General features: G+C 66.4%; 16 protein-coding genes. 10 read left to right on the top strand and 6 right to left on the bottom strand.

Features of this window, described 5'->3' with window-relative positions; translation table 11 throughout:
* Positions 1 to 47: 47 nt before the first annotated feature.
* Genes ABUA37_RS02390 through ABUA37_RS02380 form a run of 3 tightly spaced genes read left to right on the top strand, consistent with a single transcriptional unit; the run spans position 48 to position 1,992 of the window.
* The gene (locus tag ABUA37_RS02390) at positions 48 to 899 is read left to right on the top strand and encodes a fumarylacetoacetate hydrolase family protein (protein ID WP_349897513.1); all 852 of its coding nucleotides are present in this window, start codon (positions 48 to 50) and stop codon (positions 897 to 899) included.
* A complete protein-coding gene (locus tag ABUA37_RS02385; RefSeq protein ID WP_349897512.1) occupies positions 896 to 1,672 on the top strand; it encodes an SDR family NAD(P)-dependent oxidoreductase in 777 nt (258 codons plus the stop codon). The genes ABUA37_RS02390 and ABUA37_RS02385 overlap by 4 nt, the downstream gene beginning before the upstream one ends.
* Complete coding sequence (locus ABUA37_RS02380; protein ID WP_349897511.1) at positions 1,669 to 1,992, top strand: L-rhamnose mutarotase; 324 nt, start codon at positions 1,669 to 1,671, stop codon at positions 1,990 to 1,992. Before ABUA37_RS02385 ends, ABUA37_RS02380 begins: the two co-directional genes overlap by 4 nt.
* 52 nt (positions 1,993 to 2,044) lie before the next feature.
* Here ABUA37_RS02380 and ABUA37_RS02375 read toward each other — a convergent pair whose 3' ends face one another.
* On the bottom strand, positions 2,045 to 2,416 hold the full coding sequence (locus ABUA37_RS02375; RefSeq protein WP_349897510.1) for a hypothetical protein: 372 nt from the start codon (positions 2,414 to 2,416) through the stop codon (positions 2,045 to 2,047).
* A 123-nt stretch (positions 2,417 to 2,539) separates the two neighbouring features.
* On the opposite strand from ABUA37_RS02375, the gene ABUA37_RS02370 reads away from it, so the two are divergent.
* Complete coding sequence (locus ABUA37_RS02370; RefSeq protein ID WP_349897509.1) at positions 2,540 to 3,529, top strand: zinc-binding alcohol dehydrogenase family protein; 990 nt, start codon at positions 2,540 to 2,542, stop codon at positions 3,527 to 3,529.
* Between the two features lie 28 nt (positions 3,530 to 3,557).
* On the opposite strand, the gene gndA is transcribed toward ABUA37_RS02370, so the two are convergent.
* The 5 genes from gndA to uxaC all read right to left on the bottom strand — a co-directional run bounded on the left by gndA (position 3,558) and on the right by uxaC (position 9,441).
* Entirely contained in the window at positions 3,558 to 5,021 is a 1,464-nt protein-coding gene (gndA, locus tag ABUA37_RS02365) for an NADP-dependent phosphogluconate dehydrogenase (protein ID WP_349897508.1), read from the bottom strand.
* A 123-nt stretch (positions 5,022 to 5,144) separates the two neighbouring features.
* Positions 5,145 to 6,089: a sugar kinase gene (locus ABUA37_RS02360; protein ID WP_349897507.1), complete on the bottom strand. Its 945-nt coding sequence runs from the start codon at positions 6,087 to 6,089 to the stop codon at positions 5,145 to 5,147.
* Complete coding sequence (locus tag ABUA37_RS02355) at positions 6,086 to 6,736, bottom strand: bifunctional 4-hydroxy-2-oxoglutarate aldolase/2-dehydro-3-deoxy-phosphogluconate aldolase (RefSeq protein WP_349897506.1); 651 nt, start codon at positions 6,734 to 6,736, stop codon at positions 6,086 to 6,088. Before ABUA37_RS02355 ends, ABUA37_RS02360 begins: the two co-directional genes overlap by 4 nt.
* Positions 6,737 to 6,756: 20 nt before the next feature.
* Complete coding sequence (gene manD, locus ABUA37_RS02350) at positions 6,757 to 7,989, bottom strand: D-mannonate dehydratase ManD (protein ID WP_349897505.1); 1,233 nt, start codon at positions 7,987 to 7,989, stop codon at positions 6,757 to 6,759.
* A 21-nt stretch (positions 7,990 to 8,010) separates the two neighbouring features.
* Positions 8,011 to 9,441, bottom strand: coding sequence for a glucuronate isomerase (uxaC, locus tag ABUA37_RS02345; protein ID WP_349897504.1), 1,431 nt, complete (start codon positions 9,439 to 9,441; stop codon positions 8,011 to 8,013).
* Between the two features lie 237 nt (positions 9,442 to 9,678).
* Between uxaC and ABUA37_RS02340 the strand changes: the two genes are divergently transcribed.
* From ABUA37_RS02340 to ABUA37_RS02315, 6 genes are read left to right on the top strand one after another with little or no spacing between them, the layout of a single operon-like run.
* Entirely contained in the window at positions 9,679 to 10,716 is a 1,038-nt protein-coding gene (locus ABUA37_RS02340; protein WP_349897503.1) for a LacI family DNA-binding transcriptional regulator, read from the top strand.
* A 32-nt stretch (positions 10,717 to 10,748) separates the two neighbouring features.
* Complete coding sequence (locus ABUA37_RS02335) at positions 10,749 to 11,969, top strand: extracellular solute-binding protein (protein ID WP_349897502.1); 1,221 nt, start codon at positions 10,749 to 10,751, stop codon at positions 11,967 to 11,969.
* On the top strand, positions 11,970 to 13,112 hold the full coding sequence (locus ABUA37_RS02330) for an ABC transporter ATP-binding protein (RefSeq protein WP_349897501.1): 1,143 nt from the start codon (positions 11,970 to 11,972) through the stop codon (positions 13,110 to 13,112).
* Positions 13,109 to 14,041, top strand: a complete 933-nt coding sequence (locus ABUA37_RS02325) for an ABC transporter permease (RefSeq protein ID WP_349897500.1) — start codon at positions 13,109 to 13,111, stop codon at positions 14,039 to 14,041. Before ABUA37_RS02330 ends, ABUA37_RS02325 begins: the two co-directional genes overlap by 4 nt.
* Positions 14,041 to 14,994, top strand: coding sequence for an ABC transporter permease (locus tag ABUA37_RS02320; RefSeq protein ID WP_349897499.1), 954 nt, complete (start codon positions 14,041 to 14,043; stop codon positions 14,992 to 14,994). The genes ABUA37_RS02325 and ABUA37_RS02320 overlap by 1 nt, the downstream gene beginning before the upstream one ends.
* 46 nt (positions 14,995 to 15,040) lie before the next feature.
* On the top strand, positions 15,041 to 16,555 hold the full coding sequence (locus tag ABUA37_RS02315) for a mannitol dehydrogenase family protein (RefSeq protein WP_349897498.1): 1,515 nt from the start codon (positions 15,041 to 15,043) through the stop codon (positions 16,553 to 16,555).

Below are 16,555 nucleotides of genomic sequence, written 5' to 3'. Positions count from 1 at the left end.
CGGAACGCCACACACCGAGCAACGCTGAAAAGAAACGAGGCAGGGAAGTGAAGCTGGCCAGACTCGGCGATGCCGGGCGGGAAATTCCGGTGGTGCGAGTGGACGATGTCACGCTCGACCTTCGGTCGTTGACGCGGGACATCGATGGTGCCTTTCTTGCGAGCGGTGGCGTCGAGCGGGTGCGGGCCGCTCTCAGCGCGGGAGAACTGCCGCCGCTTGAGGATGCTGAGTCGATGCGGGTTGCGCCACCGGTGGCTGCGCCGGGCAAGATCGTGTGTATCGGACTCAACTACCGGGACCACGCCGAAGAGACCGGAGCGGCCGTGCCGCCGGAGCCCGTGGTCTTTATGAAAGACCCGAGCACGATCGTCGGCCCCAACGATCGAGTCCTGATTCCTCGTCGTTCGGTAAAAACCGACTGGGAAGTGGAACTCGGCGTCGTCATCGGCACTCAGGCTCGCTACCTCGATTCCGAAGCCGACGCGGACCGGCACATAGCGGGCTACGTGCTGTCGCATGACGTGTCGGAGCGAGAATTTCAGCTGGAACGCGGCGGTCAGTGGGACAAGGGAAAGAGCTGCGAGACCTTCAATCCCCTCGGGCCGTTTCTGCTCCCGGCGAGTGAAGTCGCCGACCCCCAGAACTTGCAGTTGCGACTGTGGGTCAACGGGGTGCTTCGGCAGGACGGCACGACCGCGAACATGATCTTCGGTGTTCGCCACATCGTCTGGTATCTGAGCCAGTTCATGGTGCTGAATCCGGGCGACATCATCAACACCGGGACTCCCGCGGGCGTTGCGCTGGGCTTGCCGGATACGCCGTATCTCAGAGCCGGCGACGTCGTGACCCTGGAGATAGACGGACTCGGCAGGGCACAGCAGGAGATGGTGCAGGCATGAGCGAGTTCGACGGTCTGGTCGCGGTCGTCACGGGCGGGGCATCCGGGATCGGCCTGGCAACGGCGCTCGCGCTCTCGAGAGCCGGTGCGAGCGTTGCGGTTCTTGATCTCAATCCCGACGCAGTGCCTAGCGGGCTTGTCGGCATCGCGGCCGACGTCTCTGCTCGCGCGTCCGTGGAGTCGGCCATCTCGCAGGTGGCGGAGCACTTCGGCAGAATCGACGTTCTCGTCAACAACGCCGGAATCAGCGCCGTCGGCACGGTCGAAGACAACACCGACGACGAGTGGATCAGGGTGCTCGACATCAATGTCGTGGGCATCGCACGCGTTTCGGCCGCGGCACTGCCGTGGCTCAGAAGGTCACCGTCGGCCGCGATCGTCAACCTGTGCTCGATCGCCGCGCTCAACGGTCTCCCGCAACGGGCGCTCTACGGCGCATCAAAGGGTGCGGTGCTCGCGCTCACGTTCGCCATGGCGACCGACCACATCCGTGAGGGCATCCGGGTGAACTGTGTCAGCCCGGGCACCGTATCCACGCCCTTCGTCGACCGGATGTTGGCAAAGTTCGACGATCCGGTCGCGGAACGCGCCGCGCTGGATGCGCGCCAGGCGACGGGAAGGATGGTCACCCCGGAGGAAGTGGCTGGCGCGATCCTGTATCTCGCGAGTCCGCTCTCCGCATCCACCACCGGCACGGCGCTCGAGGTGGACGGCGGGGTTCACAACCTCCGCATCCGGCCCGAAGCTCCGTCACCCCGGGGGAGCGGTCGATGAAAAGACTCGCGTCCGTCATCGGCCTTCCGCCGGAGAATGTCGCCGAATATGAGCGTCTGCACGCTGCGGTGTGGCCCGACGTTCTGGCCAGGCTCTCGGCGAGCAATGTCAGGAACTACTCGATCTTCCGGCACGGCGATGTGCTGTTCTCCTACATGGAATACGTCGGCGACGACCTCGACTCCGACATGGCGGCGATCGCCGCCGATCCCGCCACCCAGGAGTGGTGGAAGGTGTGCGAACCACTCCAGCGGCCCGTGGCCGATCGCGCGGAGGGCGAGTGGTGGAAGGTGATTCCCGAGATCTTCCATCTCGACTGACGACGCCATGACGAGGTCGCGGGTTCGTCCCTCGCAGACCTGCGGTCGAGTGTCAGCTGTTCTCGGTCGCGGGCAGCAGCGTCGCTCCGCCCGGAATGAGCCCGAGCGAGGCCACGTGACGATCACCGCCAAAGGTGCCGACGGCGTAGCACTCCCAGCCCATGCCACTCGGACCGAAGAGTTCGAAACGGGCGGATGATTCGCTCGCGTCGGGTGAGAGATGACGCACCCAGATGGCGCAGGCTCGCTGCGCGGTGGCGGAGCCGACGGAGATCGTCGTGACGATGCCCGGCAACACGAGCGCAATTACGCCGAGTACGACGATGATGCGCATGATGAAGAGCCGCCGCCTGCGACCCGGCAGCGGCCGGTCATCCGTCGGATCGTAGCCCGCCAGCTCCGGGTGCTCCTCGAGGTCGCTCATAGCGCTCCAGTCTCCCATGCTTCGATCAAGGCCGGTTGAGTAGTGAGCGCCGGCGGGCGTATCGGAACCCATGCAGGGAATGGCTTCGAAACCCGCGAAGTTGCACTCGACATGACTTCAGCCATGACGGCCATCGTTGCTTCGACCGGACCCATCGCCGACCCGATGACGTTCAGTCAGATCGAGGTACCGCTGCCCGAGTTGCGGCCTCGCGATCTCCTCGTGCGCGTCGAGGCGGTCTCGGTGAATCCGGTCGACACCAAGCGACGTCGTGCACTGCCCGCGGGCGAGTCCAAGCGCTTCGGCTTCGACGCGGCAGGCACGGTGGCGGCGGTCGGCACCGGGGTGACCCGCTTCGCCGTCGGCGACGAGGTGTACTACGCGGGAGACATCACCCGCGAGGGATCGAACGCCGAGTTCCAGGCTGTCGACGAGCGCATCGTCGGCCACAAGCCGTCGACCCTCGATTTCGCGGCCGCGGCGGCGCTGCCCCTCACGACGATCACGGCGTGGGAGTCGCTGTTCGAGAAGCTGCGCCTCGACGCGGACAGCGCCGGCGTGCTGCTCGTCGTGAGCGGTGCTGGTGGCGTCGGGTCGATCCTGACGCAGCTGGCCCGACAACTGACCGGCGTGACGATCGTGGCCACGGCATCCAGGCCCGAGTCTCGCGAGTTCGCAACCAGGATGGGCGCCCACCACGTCGTCGATCACTCCGGCGACCTCGTGGCCGCCGTGCGCGAGGTCGCGCCGGGCGGTGTGAAGTGGATCTTCTCGCCACAGACGGCCAGTCACTTCAACGCCTACGCCGAGCTGCTCATCCCGTTCGGCGAGCTCGTGACGATCGATGGAGCGAGCGGGCTCGAGAGCGCCCGGCTCGTGCAGACCAGCATCACCTGGCACCAGGAGTGGATGTTCACCCGCGCCAAGTTCGAGACGCCCGACATGGGCGAGCAGGGGCGCCTGCTGGATGCCGTGGCGGGGCTGGTCGACGAGGGTCGGGTCGTCAGCACCCTCACCACCCGGCTCGACGGGTTCACACCGGACAACCTACGCCGGGCGCACGAGCTCGTCGAGTCGGGTCGAAGCATCGGCAAGGTCGTCGTCGCGCGCTAGCGCTTCGACGAGCCCAGCGACCGGTGAACTAGTGGGTGCTGGGCTCCGTGGCGATCTCGCTGCGGTCGCCCGACCACAGAGTGTGGAAGACGCCCGGCTCGTCCACGCGCTTGTAGGTGTGCGCTCCGAAGAAGTCGCGCTGACCCTGCACGAGAGCTGCGGGCAGTCGCTTCGAGGCGAGGGAGTCGTAGTAGCTGAGCGCGGCACCGAATCCGGGGATCGGGATGCCGGACAGTGCCGCCGTCGACACGACGCGGCGCCAGGCCGCCTCGCCCTCCTTCACTGCCTTCGCGAAGTACGGGTCGACCAGCAGCGAGGGGATGGACGCGTCGTTGGCGTAGGCCTCGACGATGCGGTTGAGGAACTGCGCGCGGATGATGCAGCCGCCGCGCCAGATCGTGGCGACCGCGCCCTTGTCGATCTCCCAGCCGTACTTCTCGGCTCCGGCGATGATCGCATCGAAGCCCTGCGCGTACGCGACGACCTTGGACGCGTAGAGCGCGGCGCGCACGTCATCCTCGAAGGAGTTGGCGGGGTCGGGGGTGACGACATCCGGACGCGACTCGACGATGGCCTGCACGGCCTCGCGCTGCTCGGGGTGGCTCGAGACCGCGCGGGCGAAGACCGCCTCCGCGATGCCGCCCACCGGAACGCCGAGGTCGAGCGCGTTCTGCACGGTCCAGACTCCCGTGCCCTTGGACCCGGCCTGGTCGAGCACGATGTCGACGAAGGGCTTGCCGGTCTTCGCATCCACCTGCCTGAGCACCTCGGCGGTGATCTCGATGAGGTATGACTCGAGATCGCCCGAATTCCAGGTCTCGAAGACGTCAGCGATGGCCGCGGGCTCGTGCCCGGAGACGTTGCGCAGCAGGTCGTAGGCCTCGGCGATGAGCTGCATGTCGGCGTACTCGATGCCGTTGTGGATCATCTTGACGAAGTGGCCGGCGCCGTCGGTGCCGATGTGGGTGACGCAGGGCACGCCGTCGACCACCGCGGCGATCGACTCGAGGATCGGGCCCAGGGTCTTGTAGGCCTCGACCGAGCCACCGGGCATGATGCTCGGTCCTTTGAGAGCGCCCTCCTCGCCACCAGAGATGCCGGCGCCGACGAAGTTCAGGCCTTTCTCGCGAAGCGCCTTCTCCCTGCGGATGGTGTCGTGGAAGTTCGCGTTGCCGCCGTCGACGATGATGTCGCCCGGCTCGAAGACCGCGGAGAGCTGGTCGATGACCGCATCCGTGCCCTTGCCCGCCTGCACCATGATGATCGCGGTGCGCGGCTTCGTGAGCGACGCCGCGAACTCCTCGATGGACTTCGAGGCGACGAAGCCGTCATCCGGATGCTCGGCGAGCAGCACTTCGGTGCGCTCGGGGGAGCGGTTGTAGACGGCGACGGTGTTGCCCTCGCGGCTTGCCAGGTTGCGGGCGAGGTTCGATCCCATGACGGCGAGGCCGACGACACCAATGTTCGCGGTGGCGGTTGCGTTATCTGGCATGGGGTCTCCTCGGAGGTTCGAGCTGTTGGGGGTGCGGAACATTCCGCTCTTACAGGCTAGGGCCACCGCGCCGCACACCAAAGCCGGTTACGGCGAGCTTCGATGTTCAGGGCGCGTAGGCCCCTACCGACTGACCGGCTCGGCGCCGTTCAGGAGTGCGAGTTCGTGGCGGCGGGGAGCACCCTCCCAGTCTCCGGGAACGAGGCAGGCGTATGCGCCCGTGGTGACCGCCGTCGCCAGGCGGGTGTCGACATCCGCGTCGAGGAGGTATTCGGCGAGGTAGCCCGCGACGAAGGCGTCGCCGGCGCCGACGGTGTCCACGGGTGTGATCTTCACCGCGTCCCGCAGATGCTCGCGGCCGTCGACGAGGGCGAGCGCTCCGTGCGCACCGAGCTTGATGACGGCCTCGCGAGCTCCGAGGTCGACGATTCGCCGAGCGAGCTCCGACGCGGAATCGGCCGCACCGACGGCGATTGCGGCCTCGTCATCGCCGGCGAACACGATGTCGGCCTGGGGGATGATGCGCCGGTAGGCCTCGCGCGCCTGCTCACGCGACCAGAGCTTGCCGCGGAAGTTCAGGTCGAAGGAGATGGCGACGCCGGCCTCCTTGGCCACCCGGATCGCTTCGGAGACCGTTTCGGCCATGCCGTCGGAGAGCGCGGGGGAGATGCCGGTGAGGTGCAGCAGCGATGCCTCACGGATCACCGCGGGATCGAACTCGTCGGAGCGCAGCCGCCCGCCCGCCGTGCCCCGGCGGTAGTACCAGACGTGCGTGTCGTTTGCGGTGCGGCGTTCCTTGATCATGAGCGAGGTGGGCACCTCGGGGTCGCGCGCAGCGATCACCCGGATGCCCTCCGCCGAGATCTCCCTGAGAACCAGGTCTCCGAGTGAGTCGGCTCCGACCTTGCCGATCCACGTCACGTCGACGCCGAGGCGCTTCAGACCGACCGCGACGTTGCTCTCAGATCCTCCAACGCCGAGCGTCATGCTGCGCTCGTGCTGCAGCGGTCCGACCCCGCTGGCGGCCATGAGCGCCATGGTCTCGCCGAGGGTGACGACACCGCTCATGCCCGTGCCTCCCGAGCGACCTCGACGGCCGACCGGGCACGGGCGGCGAGCTCCGTGAGTGACCCGCCCTTGAGCGCATCACCGACGAGTGGACCGCCGAGGCTCACAGCGACCGCGCCGGCGCCGAGCCAGCGCGGGATGTCGGCGAGGGTGATGCCTCCCGACGGCACGAATTGCAGCTCGGGGAAGGGTCCGCGCAGGTGCGAACCGTACTGCGGACCCACGGTCTCGGCCGGGAAGAGCTTCACGGCGGTTGCTCCGGCCTGCCAGGCCGTGAACAGTTCCGTGGGGGTGAGACCCCCGGGAAACACCGGAACGCCCGCGGCGACGCCGAGTTCGATCACCGCGGTGTTCAGGATGGGCGTCACGAGGTAGCGGGCCCCCGCGTCAATCGCACGCTGGGCCTCGTCGACCGTGGTGATCGTGCCGAGGCCGACCTCGACATCCGCCCCACCCCTCGCGACGATCGCAGGGAGGTGCCCGAAGGTGTTCGGGGTGCTGAGGGTCAATTCCATCGAGCGCACGCCGTTCTCGGCCAGCACGTCGATCACGGGCGCGTAGTCGGCGGCGTCGCGCGCTCGCAGCACGGCGATGATCGGATGCGCCTGGAGCAGTGCCGAGGGCGTGAGTCGCTGGTGTTCGGTCATGGGTGCTCCTCGTCGTGCCTTTACCAGTCGTGGATGGTGCCGTCGAGCTTCAGGCGATTCACCGGCAGATAGGCGGGCGTGTACTCAAAGGATGCCGCAAGATCGTCGTCGTAGTCCACTCCGAGACCGGGGTTCTCGCCGGGGTGCAGCAGGCCGTTCTCAAATGTATAGCTCGTCTTGAAGACGTTCAGGGTGTCATCCGAGTGCTTCATGTACTCCTGAATGCCGAAGTTGTGGATGGCGAGGTCGAGGTGCAGAGCGGCTGCCTGGCCCACGGGCGAGATGTCGGTGGGGCCGTGGAAGCCCGACTTGATCTGGTAGACGGCGGCGAAGTCCATGATCTTCTTGAGCGCGCTGATGCCGCCGGTGTGGGTGACGGCGCTGCGCACGTAGTCGATGAGCTGCTCGGTGATGAGCGTCTGGTAGTCGAACACCGTGTTGAAGATCTCGCCGATCGCGAGCGGCGTGGTGGTCTGCGAGCGAACGCGCCGCAGCCCCTCCTGGTTCTCACCCGGCGTGCAGTCCTCGAGCCAGAACAGGTCGTATGGCTCGAGCGACTTGCCGAGGATGGCGGCCTGATTCGGCGTGAGCCGGTGGTGCCCATCGTGCAGCAGCGGGATGTCGTAGCCGAACTCCTCGCGCACGGCGGCGAACACGGTGGGGATGTGGTGCAGGTAGGCGCGACTGTCCCACTCCTCCTCGGTGGGCACCTCGGTGCGCTTGGCCGGCTCGTAGTCGTAGCGCTCGCCGGGTTTCTGGTTCGTGGCGACGCCGTAGACCTGACCGAGGCCCGGAACGGCGGTCTGCACGCGAATCGCCTTGAAACCCTGATCGAGGTGGTTGCGAATCGAGGTGAACAGCGACGGCAGGTCAGAGCCGGATGCGTGGCCGTAGGCGAGCGCGCCGGTGCGGGACGCACCGCCCAGCAGCTGGTAGACGGGCAGACCCGCGACCTTGCCCTTGATGTCCCAGAGCGCCACGTCGACGGCGGCGATCGCGGCCATCGTGACCGGGCCGCGCCGCCAGTACGCACCGCGGTAGAGGTACTGCCAGGTGTCTTCGATCTTCTGCGGGTCGCGGCCGATCAGAAGGGGAACGACGTGTTCCTTCAGATAGGCGACCACGGAGAGCTCGCGGCCGTTGAGGGTGGCGTCGCCGAGGCCGGTGACGCCATCCGAGGTGGTGATCCTGAGCGTGACGAAGTTGCGGCCGGGGCTGGTGACCAGCACCTCGACGCGATCGATGGTTGACATGGAGTCGTCTCCTTTAGTTGGTCAGCGACCGCGCGGTGCGTAGGTCTGCAGCGGCAGGGTGTAGCTGAGGTCGATCGCAGTCTCGATGGCCTCGTCGAGGCCGAGCCGGTGCTCCGCGACGAGTTTCGCGAGGAAGCCCGCATCGATGCGCCTGGCCAGGTCGTGCCTCGCCGGGATGGAGGCGAACGCGCGGGTGTCGTCGACGAAGCCGCTCGTGTTGTAGAAGCCGGCGGTCTCGGTGGTCAGTTCCCTGAACCGCGCCATGCCCGCCGGCGAATCGAGGAACCACCACGGGGCGCCCAGCCGCACCGAGGGGTACGCGCCCGCGATCGGAGCCAGCTCCCTCGAGTAGCTCGTCTCGTCGACGGTGAACAGCACCATGCGAAATCGCGGGTCGTGCCCGAAGGCATCGAGCAGCGGCTTGAGGGCCCGGGTGAATTCGATGCGCACGGGGATGTCGAAACCGACGTTGTGTCCGTAGCGGTCGAGCGCGGTGGAGGAGTGGTCGCGCAACACGCCAGGGTGCAGCTGCATAACCAGCCCGTCGTCGAGCGACATCCTCGCCGTCTCGAACAGCATGTTGGCGGCGAATGCTGATGCCGTGGCCGCGTCGAGCGGACCGTGCAATGCCGCGTCGAAGATGCGCTGGGCCTCGGCGGCGGGCAGCGGAGTCGTGTCGGCCAAGAGGTGGCCGTGGTCGCTCGCGCGCGCTCCGGCCGCCGCGAAGGCCGCGCGGCGCTGACGAAGCGCCTCGAGGAAGCTCGCGTAGTCGTCGACCTCGATGCCGCTCGCTGCGGAGAGCCCGCGAAGGTCGTCCGCCCAGCCGGCGCGGTCGGGGTAGAACATCGCATCGGGCCTGAACGTCGGCACGACTCGGTTGCCCCAGCCCTCTGCCGCGAGCTTCGCGTGGGAGGCGAGGTCGGCATCCGGGGCGTCGGTCGTGCTGAGGATCTCGATGTTGAAGCGGTCGAAGAGAGGGCGGATGTGGAACTCGGGCCTCGCGAGCGTCTCCAGAAGGTGGTCGTACAGTTCGTCTGCCGTTTCGGCGGACGGTTCGACGGTCGCCCCGAACACCTCGACGAGCTCGTGCTCGAGCCAGTACCTGCTCGGGGTGCCGCGGAACAGCTTCCAGTTCTCGCAGACCGTGCGCCAGATGAGCCTGTGGTCGGTTTCGACCCGCAGTTCGGGGTCGAGGGAGGGCGCACCGAGTTGCTCGGCGGGGATGCCCTGCGACACGAGCATGCGGGTGAGGTAGTGGTCGGGGATGACGAAGAGTTCGGCCGGATCTCCGAAGGATTCGTTGTTCAGGATCGCATCGATCTCGATGTGTCCGTGCATGGAGACGAGCGGCAGCGCTGCCGTCGCGGCGTACACCTCGCGAGCGATGGTGAGCTGAGTCGTCTCCGCCGGCAGTGCTCGATCCGGGTGCAGCACCCAGGGTCGTGTGGCCACAATCGCCTCCTCATTGAAACAAGTTTGAGCAGTGTTTCAGTCCGTTCCCGAAAACGATGTGCCGCTCGGACGCAACTATAACCCCTGAATAAAGGGAAAGTCACGTCGTTCTTCGGCCGGATGGGGCGATCTCGCAACGATCCTGGATTGCCACTTGACGAAACACTGAAAAGGTTTGCAGAATGTCCTACACGAGGCACGGGTGTGCCGTCCGATTCCGCACGAGGTGGTGTGAGCATGGCTGTAACGATCCGCGACGTCGCTCGCGAGGCCGGTGTTTCGATCTCGACGGTGTCGCGCGCTCTCGCATCGCCCGATCAGGTCGCAGCGGCGACGAGACTCCACGTTCAGGCCACCGCCGATCGCATGGGCTACCGCGTCAACAACAACGCGCGCTCGCTCATCACCGGCAGGAAGCACAGCTTCGGCCTCGTGGTGCCCGACCTCGAGAACCCGTTCTTCGGCTCCGTCTGCAAGGGAGTGCAGGCCAGGGCCAGGGCCGCGGGCTATGCCGTGTTCGTCGCGGACACCGACGAGGATCCGACAGTCGAGACCGAGGTCGTGCGCAGCCTCACCAAGCAGGTCGATGGCGTCATCCTCTGCTCATCGCGAGCAACGGACGAGGAGATCGCCGAGCTCGCCAAGGAGACGCCGCTCGTTCTCGCCAACCGCGCGCTGAGCACGATCCCGTCGATCACCTTTGACAACGGCGGCGGGCTGCGCCTGGTGATGAGTCACCTCATCGCCCTCGGGCACCGCTCCATCGCGTACGCTGCAGGCCCGCTGCGCTCCTGGTCGAGCAACGAGCGCGCGACGGCATTCCGCGAGTTCGAAGCGAACGGCATCGAGCTCGACCTCATCGAGCTCGGCAACTTCGCCCCCTTCTTCTCCGGCGGCGTGCACGCGGGTGACCTGGCCATCGCGAGCGGCGCCACGGCGGTAGTCGCGTACAACGACATCATGGCGCTCGGGCTGATCGACCGACTTCGGCAGCGTGGACTCTCCGCGCCCTACGACATGAGCGTCACGGGCTTCGACAACGTCGCCGTGTCCACTTTTGTCTGGCCGAACCTCACCACCGTCGACCTGCCACGGGTGCAGATGGGTCGGATGAGCGTGGATGCGCTTCTCGACATCCTCGATGGGGACGGCGCGCCGAGCTCGGCCCCTGTCCAGCTCCCCACGGAGCTCGTCGTGAGGCAGTCATCCGGAGTCGTGGGGAACTCACAGGGGGAAGCGGCTCTCGCCGTGAACGAGAAAGCTTCTGGACGTTGATGTTCAGTCGAACCGAGAGAAAGGAACACGACATGCGATTAAGTACGAAGACCGCTGTGGTCTCTGCCGTCGCCGTGCTCGCACTCGCGATCACAGGATGCACAGCACCAAACTCAGCACCAGCAAAGCCGGCCAACAAGGCCAGTGACGTACCGGCAAAGCCATCAGCGCCCGTCGCCCTGCACATCCTTGACGTTGCGGGAAACCAGAAGCTCACCGGGCCGATGGTTGACCAGTACGTGAAGGACCACCCCGACATCATTTCCTCTGTCACGTGGGAGAGCGCCGGTGCACCGGACCTCGTCGGCAACATCAAGCCGCAGGTCGACAGCGGCAACATCACCGTCGACCTCGTCATGACCGGTACAGACGGACTCTCCGCCGGAATCGGTCAGAACCTGTGGGTTCCGCTCGTCAAGAAGTATGGCGACCGCCTGTCTAACATGAAGAACTACATCGACCCGGCGCAGAAGATGCAGGACCTCGCCGATGGATACGGTGTCGTCACGACGTACTACCCCTCCGGACCGCTGCTGCAGTACAACCCCGACATGGTGAAGGACGTTCCGACCGACGCGGCGAGCCTCCTCGCCTGGGCCAAGGCGCACCCCGGCAAGTTCGGCTACGCGCGTCCGGCAAACTCCGGACCCGGCCGCACCTTCCTCATGGGCCTGCCGTACATCCTCGGCGACAAGGACCCGAGTGACCCGATCAACGGCTGGGACAAGACCTGGGCCTACCTGAAGGACCTCGGCCAGTACGTCGACAACTACCCGACGGGCACCGGTCAGGTCATCACCAATGTGGCCGACGGCTCGTGGGGACTGATCCCGACCACCACCGGTTGGGACATCAACCCGCGCGCGCTCGAGCAGGAACCGAACACGATCAAGGCCGCAGCGTTCAAGAAGTTCACCTGGGTGACGGATGCGCACTACGCGGTGGTTCCGAAGGGCCAGTCGGCAGACAAGCTCTCCGCAACCCTGCTGCTGCTGCAGTACATGCTCACACCGAAGATCAACGCCATGGCGTACGACTCCGGCTACTTCTACCCCGGTCCTTCGGTCAAGGGCGCGACGCTCGCCAAGGCGCCGAAGGCCAGCCAGGAGGTCATCGCCAAGTACGGTCGCGACTGGTTCGATCCGCTGATCGAGAAGATGCCGAAGGCAACCCCGCTCACACCAGACAACCTGGTGAAGGCGTTCGACAAGTGGGACCGCGAGATCGGTGCCGGAAAGTACGTGGCAAAGTAAATGTCCCACTCGACTAGCGCTTTTGACTCCCTTGAGCTGAAGGATGTCGGACGCAGTTTTGGCGGTCACGATGCGTTGGTCGACCTCAACCTGACGATCCGGGCGGGCGAGTTCATCGCCCTGCTCGGACCGTCAGGTTCGGGAAAGTCGACGGCGCTCAACTGCCTCGCCGGCCTTCTCCCGCTCACCCACGGAAAGATCATGATCGACGGCAAGCGCGTCGACACCCTGCCACCCGAGAAGCGCGACTTCGGAATGGTTTTCCAGAACTACGCGCTGTTCCCGCACCTCTCGGTGCAGAAGAACATCGCCTTCGGGCTGCAGGTGCGCGGGGTTCCGCGCGCCGAGGTCACGAGGCGCGTCGCCGAGGCCATCGCACTCGTCAAGCTCGAGGAGCACGCCAAGAAGCTCCCTGGCCAACTCTCCGGCGGCCAGCAACAGCGCGTCGCGATCGCCCGCGCCACGGTGCTGGAGCCGAGGCTCGTACTCATGGACGAGCCGCTCTCCAACCTCGACGCGAAGCTGCGGCTCGAGATGCGCACCGAAATCCGCAGGCTGCATCAGGCCCTCGGCCTCACCACGGTCTACGTCACGCACGACCAGGAGGAGGCGCTGTCTCTGGCGGACCGCCTCGTAGTGCTGCGCGACGGTCGAGTGCAGCAGATCGGCACCCCCGAGGAACTGCACAACAACCCCGCGAACTGGCACGTCGCCGACTTCATGGGCTACCGCAACCTGCTCGACCTCGAGGTCGACTCCGTCGCAGGCAACCAGGCGCAGGTCTCCGGTCACGGCGTCTCGCTCGTCGGCAGCGCCGTGCACGACGTCACGGTCGGCGACAGCGTTCGCGTGGCCATCCGCCCACACGACCTTCTCGTCGTGGCGGACGGGACCGCCGGGCAGAACACCTTCGAAGCCCTCGTCAACGTGGTCGAGTACCAGGGCCGCGAGTTCGCGGTCGGCGTCACCACCTCAACGGGGCAGAATCTCTTCGTGCACGCGGAGCAGGCTCCGCACGTGGGCGACCGCGTCATCCTGAGGGTCGACCCCGCGAGGGCACTGATCTACCAAGCGAACCTCGATCGTGAGAAGGTCTCGTCGCCACAGGCGGCGGTCGCCGAGCCCGCGCGGGTGGCGCCGTGAGCACCGGAGCGAACACGCTTCCGCGCCGTCGCAGTTCGGCGAGCCTGCGTCACCGGCTCGCCGAGCGCGGCATCGACAGCCAGCTGTGGATGCTCGTGCCCGCCGTGGTCTTCGCGCTCGCGCTCTTCGTCTATCCGTTCGTCTACGGCATCGGACTGACCGTGCAGCCACTGCCCGGCATCGAGAAGCAGTGGGGCGGCGGCATCTTCGCCAACTACGTCGCGTTCTTCAAAGACCCTTTCGTGTTCGACTCGGTGTGGATCACCATGAGGCTCGCGATCCCGGCGGCGCTCATCAATGTGCTCGTGTCGATCCCGATCGCGTTCAAGCTGCGCGGCAAGTTCCGAGGAAAGCGATTCCTCTCCACGCTGCTCGTGCTGCCGATCACGCTCGGCACGGTGCTCACGGCCCAGGGTCTCTTGATCTTCGCGGGCAGGCAGGGCTGGCTCAACCGCATCCTGATGGACACCGGCATCATCCACGAACCGCTGCAGCTCGTGAACAACTATCTCGGCGTGATGTTCTCGCTTGTCATCTCCGGGTTCCCGTTCGCCTACCTGCTCATCTCCTCCTATCTGTCGGGCATCGATCCATCGCTCGAGGCGGCGGCCCGCACGCTCGGCGCGAACTGGAAGCAGCGCTTCGCGCGGGTGACCCTGCCGCTGCTGGCGCCCGGGCTCGCGACCACGTTCATCCTCACCTTCGTGCTCGCGTTCAGCGTGTTCCCGTCGGCGAGGCTCGTCGGTGACCCCGGCGACGCCACCCGCGTGATGGCGCTCATGGCCTATCGCGCATTCGGCGAGCAGCAGAACTACAGCATGGCCTCGACGATCGCCGTCATGATGGGCGTCGCCGAACTCGTCATCATCGCCTTTGTGCTGCTCGGGCGTTCATTCCTCTATAAGGGGTCTACCGGAGGGAAGGGCTGATGGCCGACTCAACGATCGTCGAATCGACCGAATCCGCCGCCCTGGGTGCGGAACGCGTGTTCGCCAAGGAGCCGAAGGGCCAGAAGCGCGGCAAGCCCAACCGGCTGCCGGGGGAGAAGTCGCTCGCCGCATCGCCCGGCACCTGGTTCGTGTGGGCGGGAATCGTCGCCTTCTTCGTGTTCCTGTTCGGGATCATCCTGAGCGTGCTCGTCGACTCGCTCGGCAAGCCGTGGTTCACCACCTGGCTGCCGGAGCACTTCACCGTCGGATGGTATCAGGAGGCGTGGACGCGCTTCGACCTGACCCACATCATCGTGGTGACGCTCGTCGTCGCGTTCACGGTCGTGGTCGTCTCGATCCTCGTCGGGGTGCCCGCGGCTTACGTGCTCGCGAGGCGCAACTTCCCGCTCAAGCGGCTCGTGATGGTGCTCTTTCTGCTGCCGATCCTCATCCCCCCGATCACCTTCGGCATCCCGCTCGCGACCGTGATGTACAACTTCGGCCTTGGGCGCACGCTCACCGCGGTCATCCTGGTGAACCTTGTTCCGTCGATCCCGTTCGTGATCATCACGATGACGCCGTTCATCGAGCAGATCAATCCGGCGATCGAGAATGCGGCCAGAATGTCGGGCGCGAACATGCGCCAGATCTTTGCCCGCATCCTCGCCCCGCTGCTGGTGCCGGGCATCCTCGCCGCAGGGATCCTCGTGCTCGTGCGCACCGTCGGGATGTTCGATCTCACCTTCCTCGTCTCCGGACCGCAGTCCGACACGCTCGTGGTGTCGATCTATCGGGCGATGACCGCGGCTGGTGGCGGAGAATCGAGGCAGCTCATCTCTGCGATGGGCGTGGTGTACACGGCGATGATGCTCGTGATCCTGATCATCGCGCTGCGCTTCATCAATCCGACGCAGCTCGTGGCCCAGGTGAGGGAATCGCGCGACGACGAGTAGCTGCACCGGTAACCCACCCTCGTCGACTCGCAACTCTGGAGTGCAAGTGTCATCAGAACGGCTCTCGCTGGCGACTCTGCCATCGGCGCGCGCCGGCGCATTCACCGTGCCGACGCTCGATCCGAGAGAGGTCTCGATCGGCATCGTGCACTTCGGTGTCGGCGCCTTCCACCGCAGCCACCAGGCGGTCTTCACCGAGGATGCCGCGGCCGCGAGGGGCGAAAGCGGATGGGGCATCCTCGGCGTCACGGGTCGAAGCGATGCGGTCGTGCGGCAGTTGCGACCGCAGGACTGCCTATACGGCGTGCTGCAGAAGGATGGCGCCGCCAGTTCGCTGCGCATCGTCGGCGCGATTCGGGAGGTCGCTTCGCCGGGTGCGGACTCCGCGCGCGTCGTCGAGGTCATGGCGAGCGAGCACACGCACCTCGCCACGCTCACGATTACCGAGAAGGGTTATCTGCGCAGCGCGGCAGGCACGGTCGATCTCGAGTTGCCGGGCGTGCGCGACGACATTCACACGGTCGTGGCCGAACTGCACGCGGAGCAACCCTCGACCGCATCGAAGACGGCGATCGGGCTGTTGGTGCGCGGTCTCGCCGCGCGCTATCGGCGCGGCGGCAGGCCCTTCGCCGTGCTCTCCTGCGACAACATCGTGCACAACGGTGAGGTGCTGAAGACCGTGATCACGTCCTTCGCAGACGCCTGCGACGTCGAGGGCTTCACGCGCTGGCTCGAGAGCTCGGTCAGCTTTCCGTCATCCATGGTCGATCGCATCACCCCCGCCGTCACCGCCACCGACCACGCCGAAGCGTTCGCCATGCTCGGCCTCGAGGATGAGGCGCTCGTGGTGGCCGAGCCGTTCTCCCAGTGGGTGATCGAAGACGACTTCGCCGACTCGCGCCCGGCCTGGCAGCTCGCGGGCGTCACCATGACCTCCGACGTCATGCCCTTCGAGCGCGCCAAGCTGCGCGTTCTGAACGCCACGCACTCGCTGCTGGCCTATCTCGGTCAGCTGAGCGGGTACGAGACCATCGCGCAGGCGGTCGCAGATGAGGCGATTCGCGAGCGGGCGCTGCGGATGCTGAACGACGACATACTGCCCACTCTCGACGACCTTCCTGGCCTCAATCTCGCGGAGTACCGGGACTCGGTGCTCGATCGCTTCGCGAATCCCGCGCTCGCGCACACGACGCTGCAGGTGGCGATGGACGGCTCGCAGAAGCTGCCGAACCGCACGCTCGCCACGGCAGAGGAGAGACTAGCCGAGGGTGCCGTGCCACAGGGGCTCGCGCTCACCATCGCGGCCTGGCTGCTATTCATCGCCTCGACCATGACCGACGGCGGTCCCTCCCTCGACGACCCTCTGGCCGCGCGGCTGACAGCGGCAGTCGGCGCGCCCGGGGCCCTGGAATCGGAACCGGAGGCGGTCGTCGATCGCCTGTTTGGCATCCGCGACATCTTCTCTGAGGAGCTCGCCTCCTCCGGAGCCTTCCGCGACGCCGTCGTGTCGCAACTCACACGGGCGCGCCGTCTGACGGCATCCCGCCCATCGAAAGGATGA

The organism is Parafrigoribacterium soli (assembly GCF_040227235.1).
In the GTDB taxonomy this organism is placed as follows: Bacteria; Actinomycetota; Actinomycetes; order Actinomycetales; family Microbacteriaceae; genus Parafrigoribacterium_A; species Parafrigoribacterium_A soli.
Note: the sequence above shows the minus strand (reverse complement) of the source record. Positions and strands in the feature narration are given on the sequence as shown.

Coding starts and splice junctions, on each gene's coding strand:
- ABUA37_RS02385 (WP_349897512.1), top strand. CDS start 896: ATGAGCGAGTTCGACGGTCTGGTCGCGGTCGTCACGGGCGGGGCATCC.
- ABUA37_RS02380 (WP_349897511.1), top strand. CDS start 1,669: ATGAAAAGACTCGCGTCCGTCATCGGCCTTCCGCCGGAGAATGTCGCC.
- ABUA37_RS02375 (WP_349897510.1), bottom strand. CDS start 2,416: ATGAGCGACCTCGAGGAGCACCCGGAGCTGGCGGGCTACGATCCGACG.
- ABUA37_RS02370 (WP_349897509.1), top strand. CDS start 2,540: ATGACGGCCATCGTTGCTTCGACCGGACCCATCGCCGACCCGATGACG.
- gndA (WP_349897508.1), bottom strand. CDS start 5,021: ATGCCAGATAACGCAACCGCCACCGCGAACATTGGTGTCGTCGGCCTC.
- ABUA37_RS02360 (WP_349897507.1), bottom strand. CDS start 6,089: ATGAGCGGTGTCGTCACCCTCGGCGAGACCATGGCGCTCATGGCCGCC.
- ABUA37_RS02355 (WP_349897506.1), bottom strand. CDS start 6,736: ATGACCGAACACCAGCGACTCACGCCCTCGGCACTGCTCCAGGCGCAT.
- manD (WP_349897505.1), bottom strand. CDS start 7,989: ATGTCAACCATCGATCGCGTCGAGGTGCTGGTCACCAGCCCCGGCCGC.
- ABUA37_RS02340 (WP_349897503.1), top strand. CDS start 9,679: ATGGCTGTAACGATCCGCGACGTCGCTCGCGAGGCCGGTGTTTCGATC.
- ABUA37_RS02335 (WP_349897502.1), top strand. CDS start 10,749: ATGCGATTAAGTACGAAGACCGCTGTGGTCTCTGCCGTCGCCGTGCTC.
- ABUA37_RS02330 (WP_349897501.1), top strand. CDS start 11,970: ATGTCCCACTCGACTAGCGCTTTTGACTCCCTTGAGCTGAAGGATGTC.
- ABUA37_RS02320 (WP_349897499.1), top strand. CDS start 14,041: ATGGCCGACTCAACGATCGTCGAATCGACCGAATCCGCCGCCCTGGGT.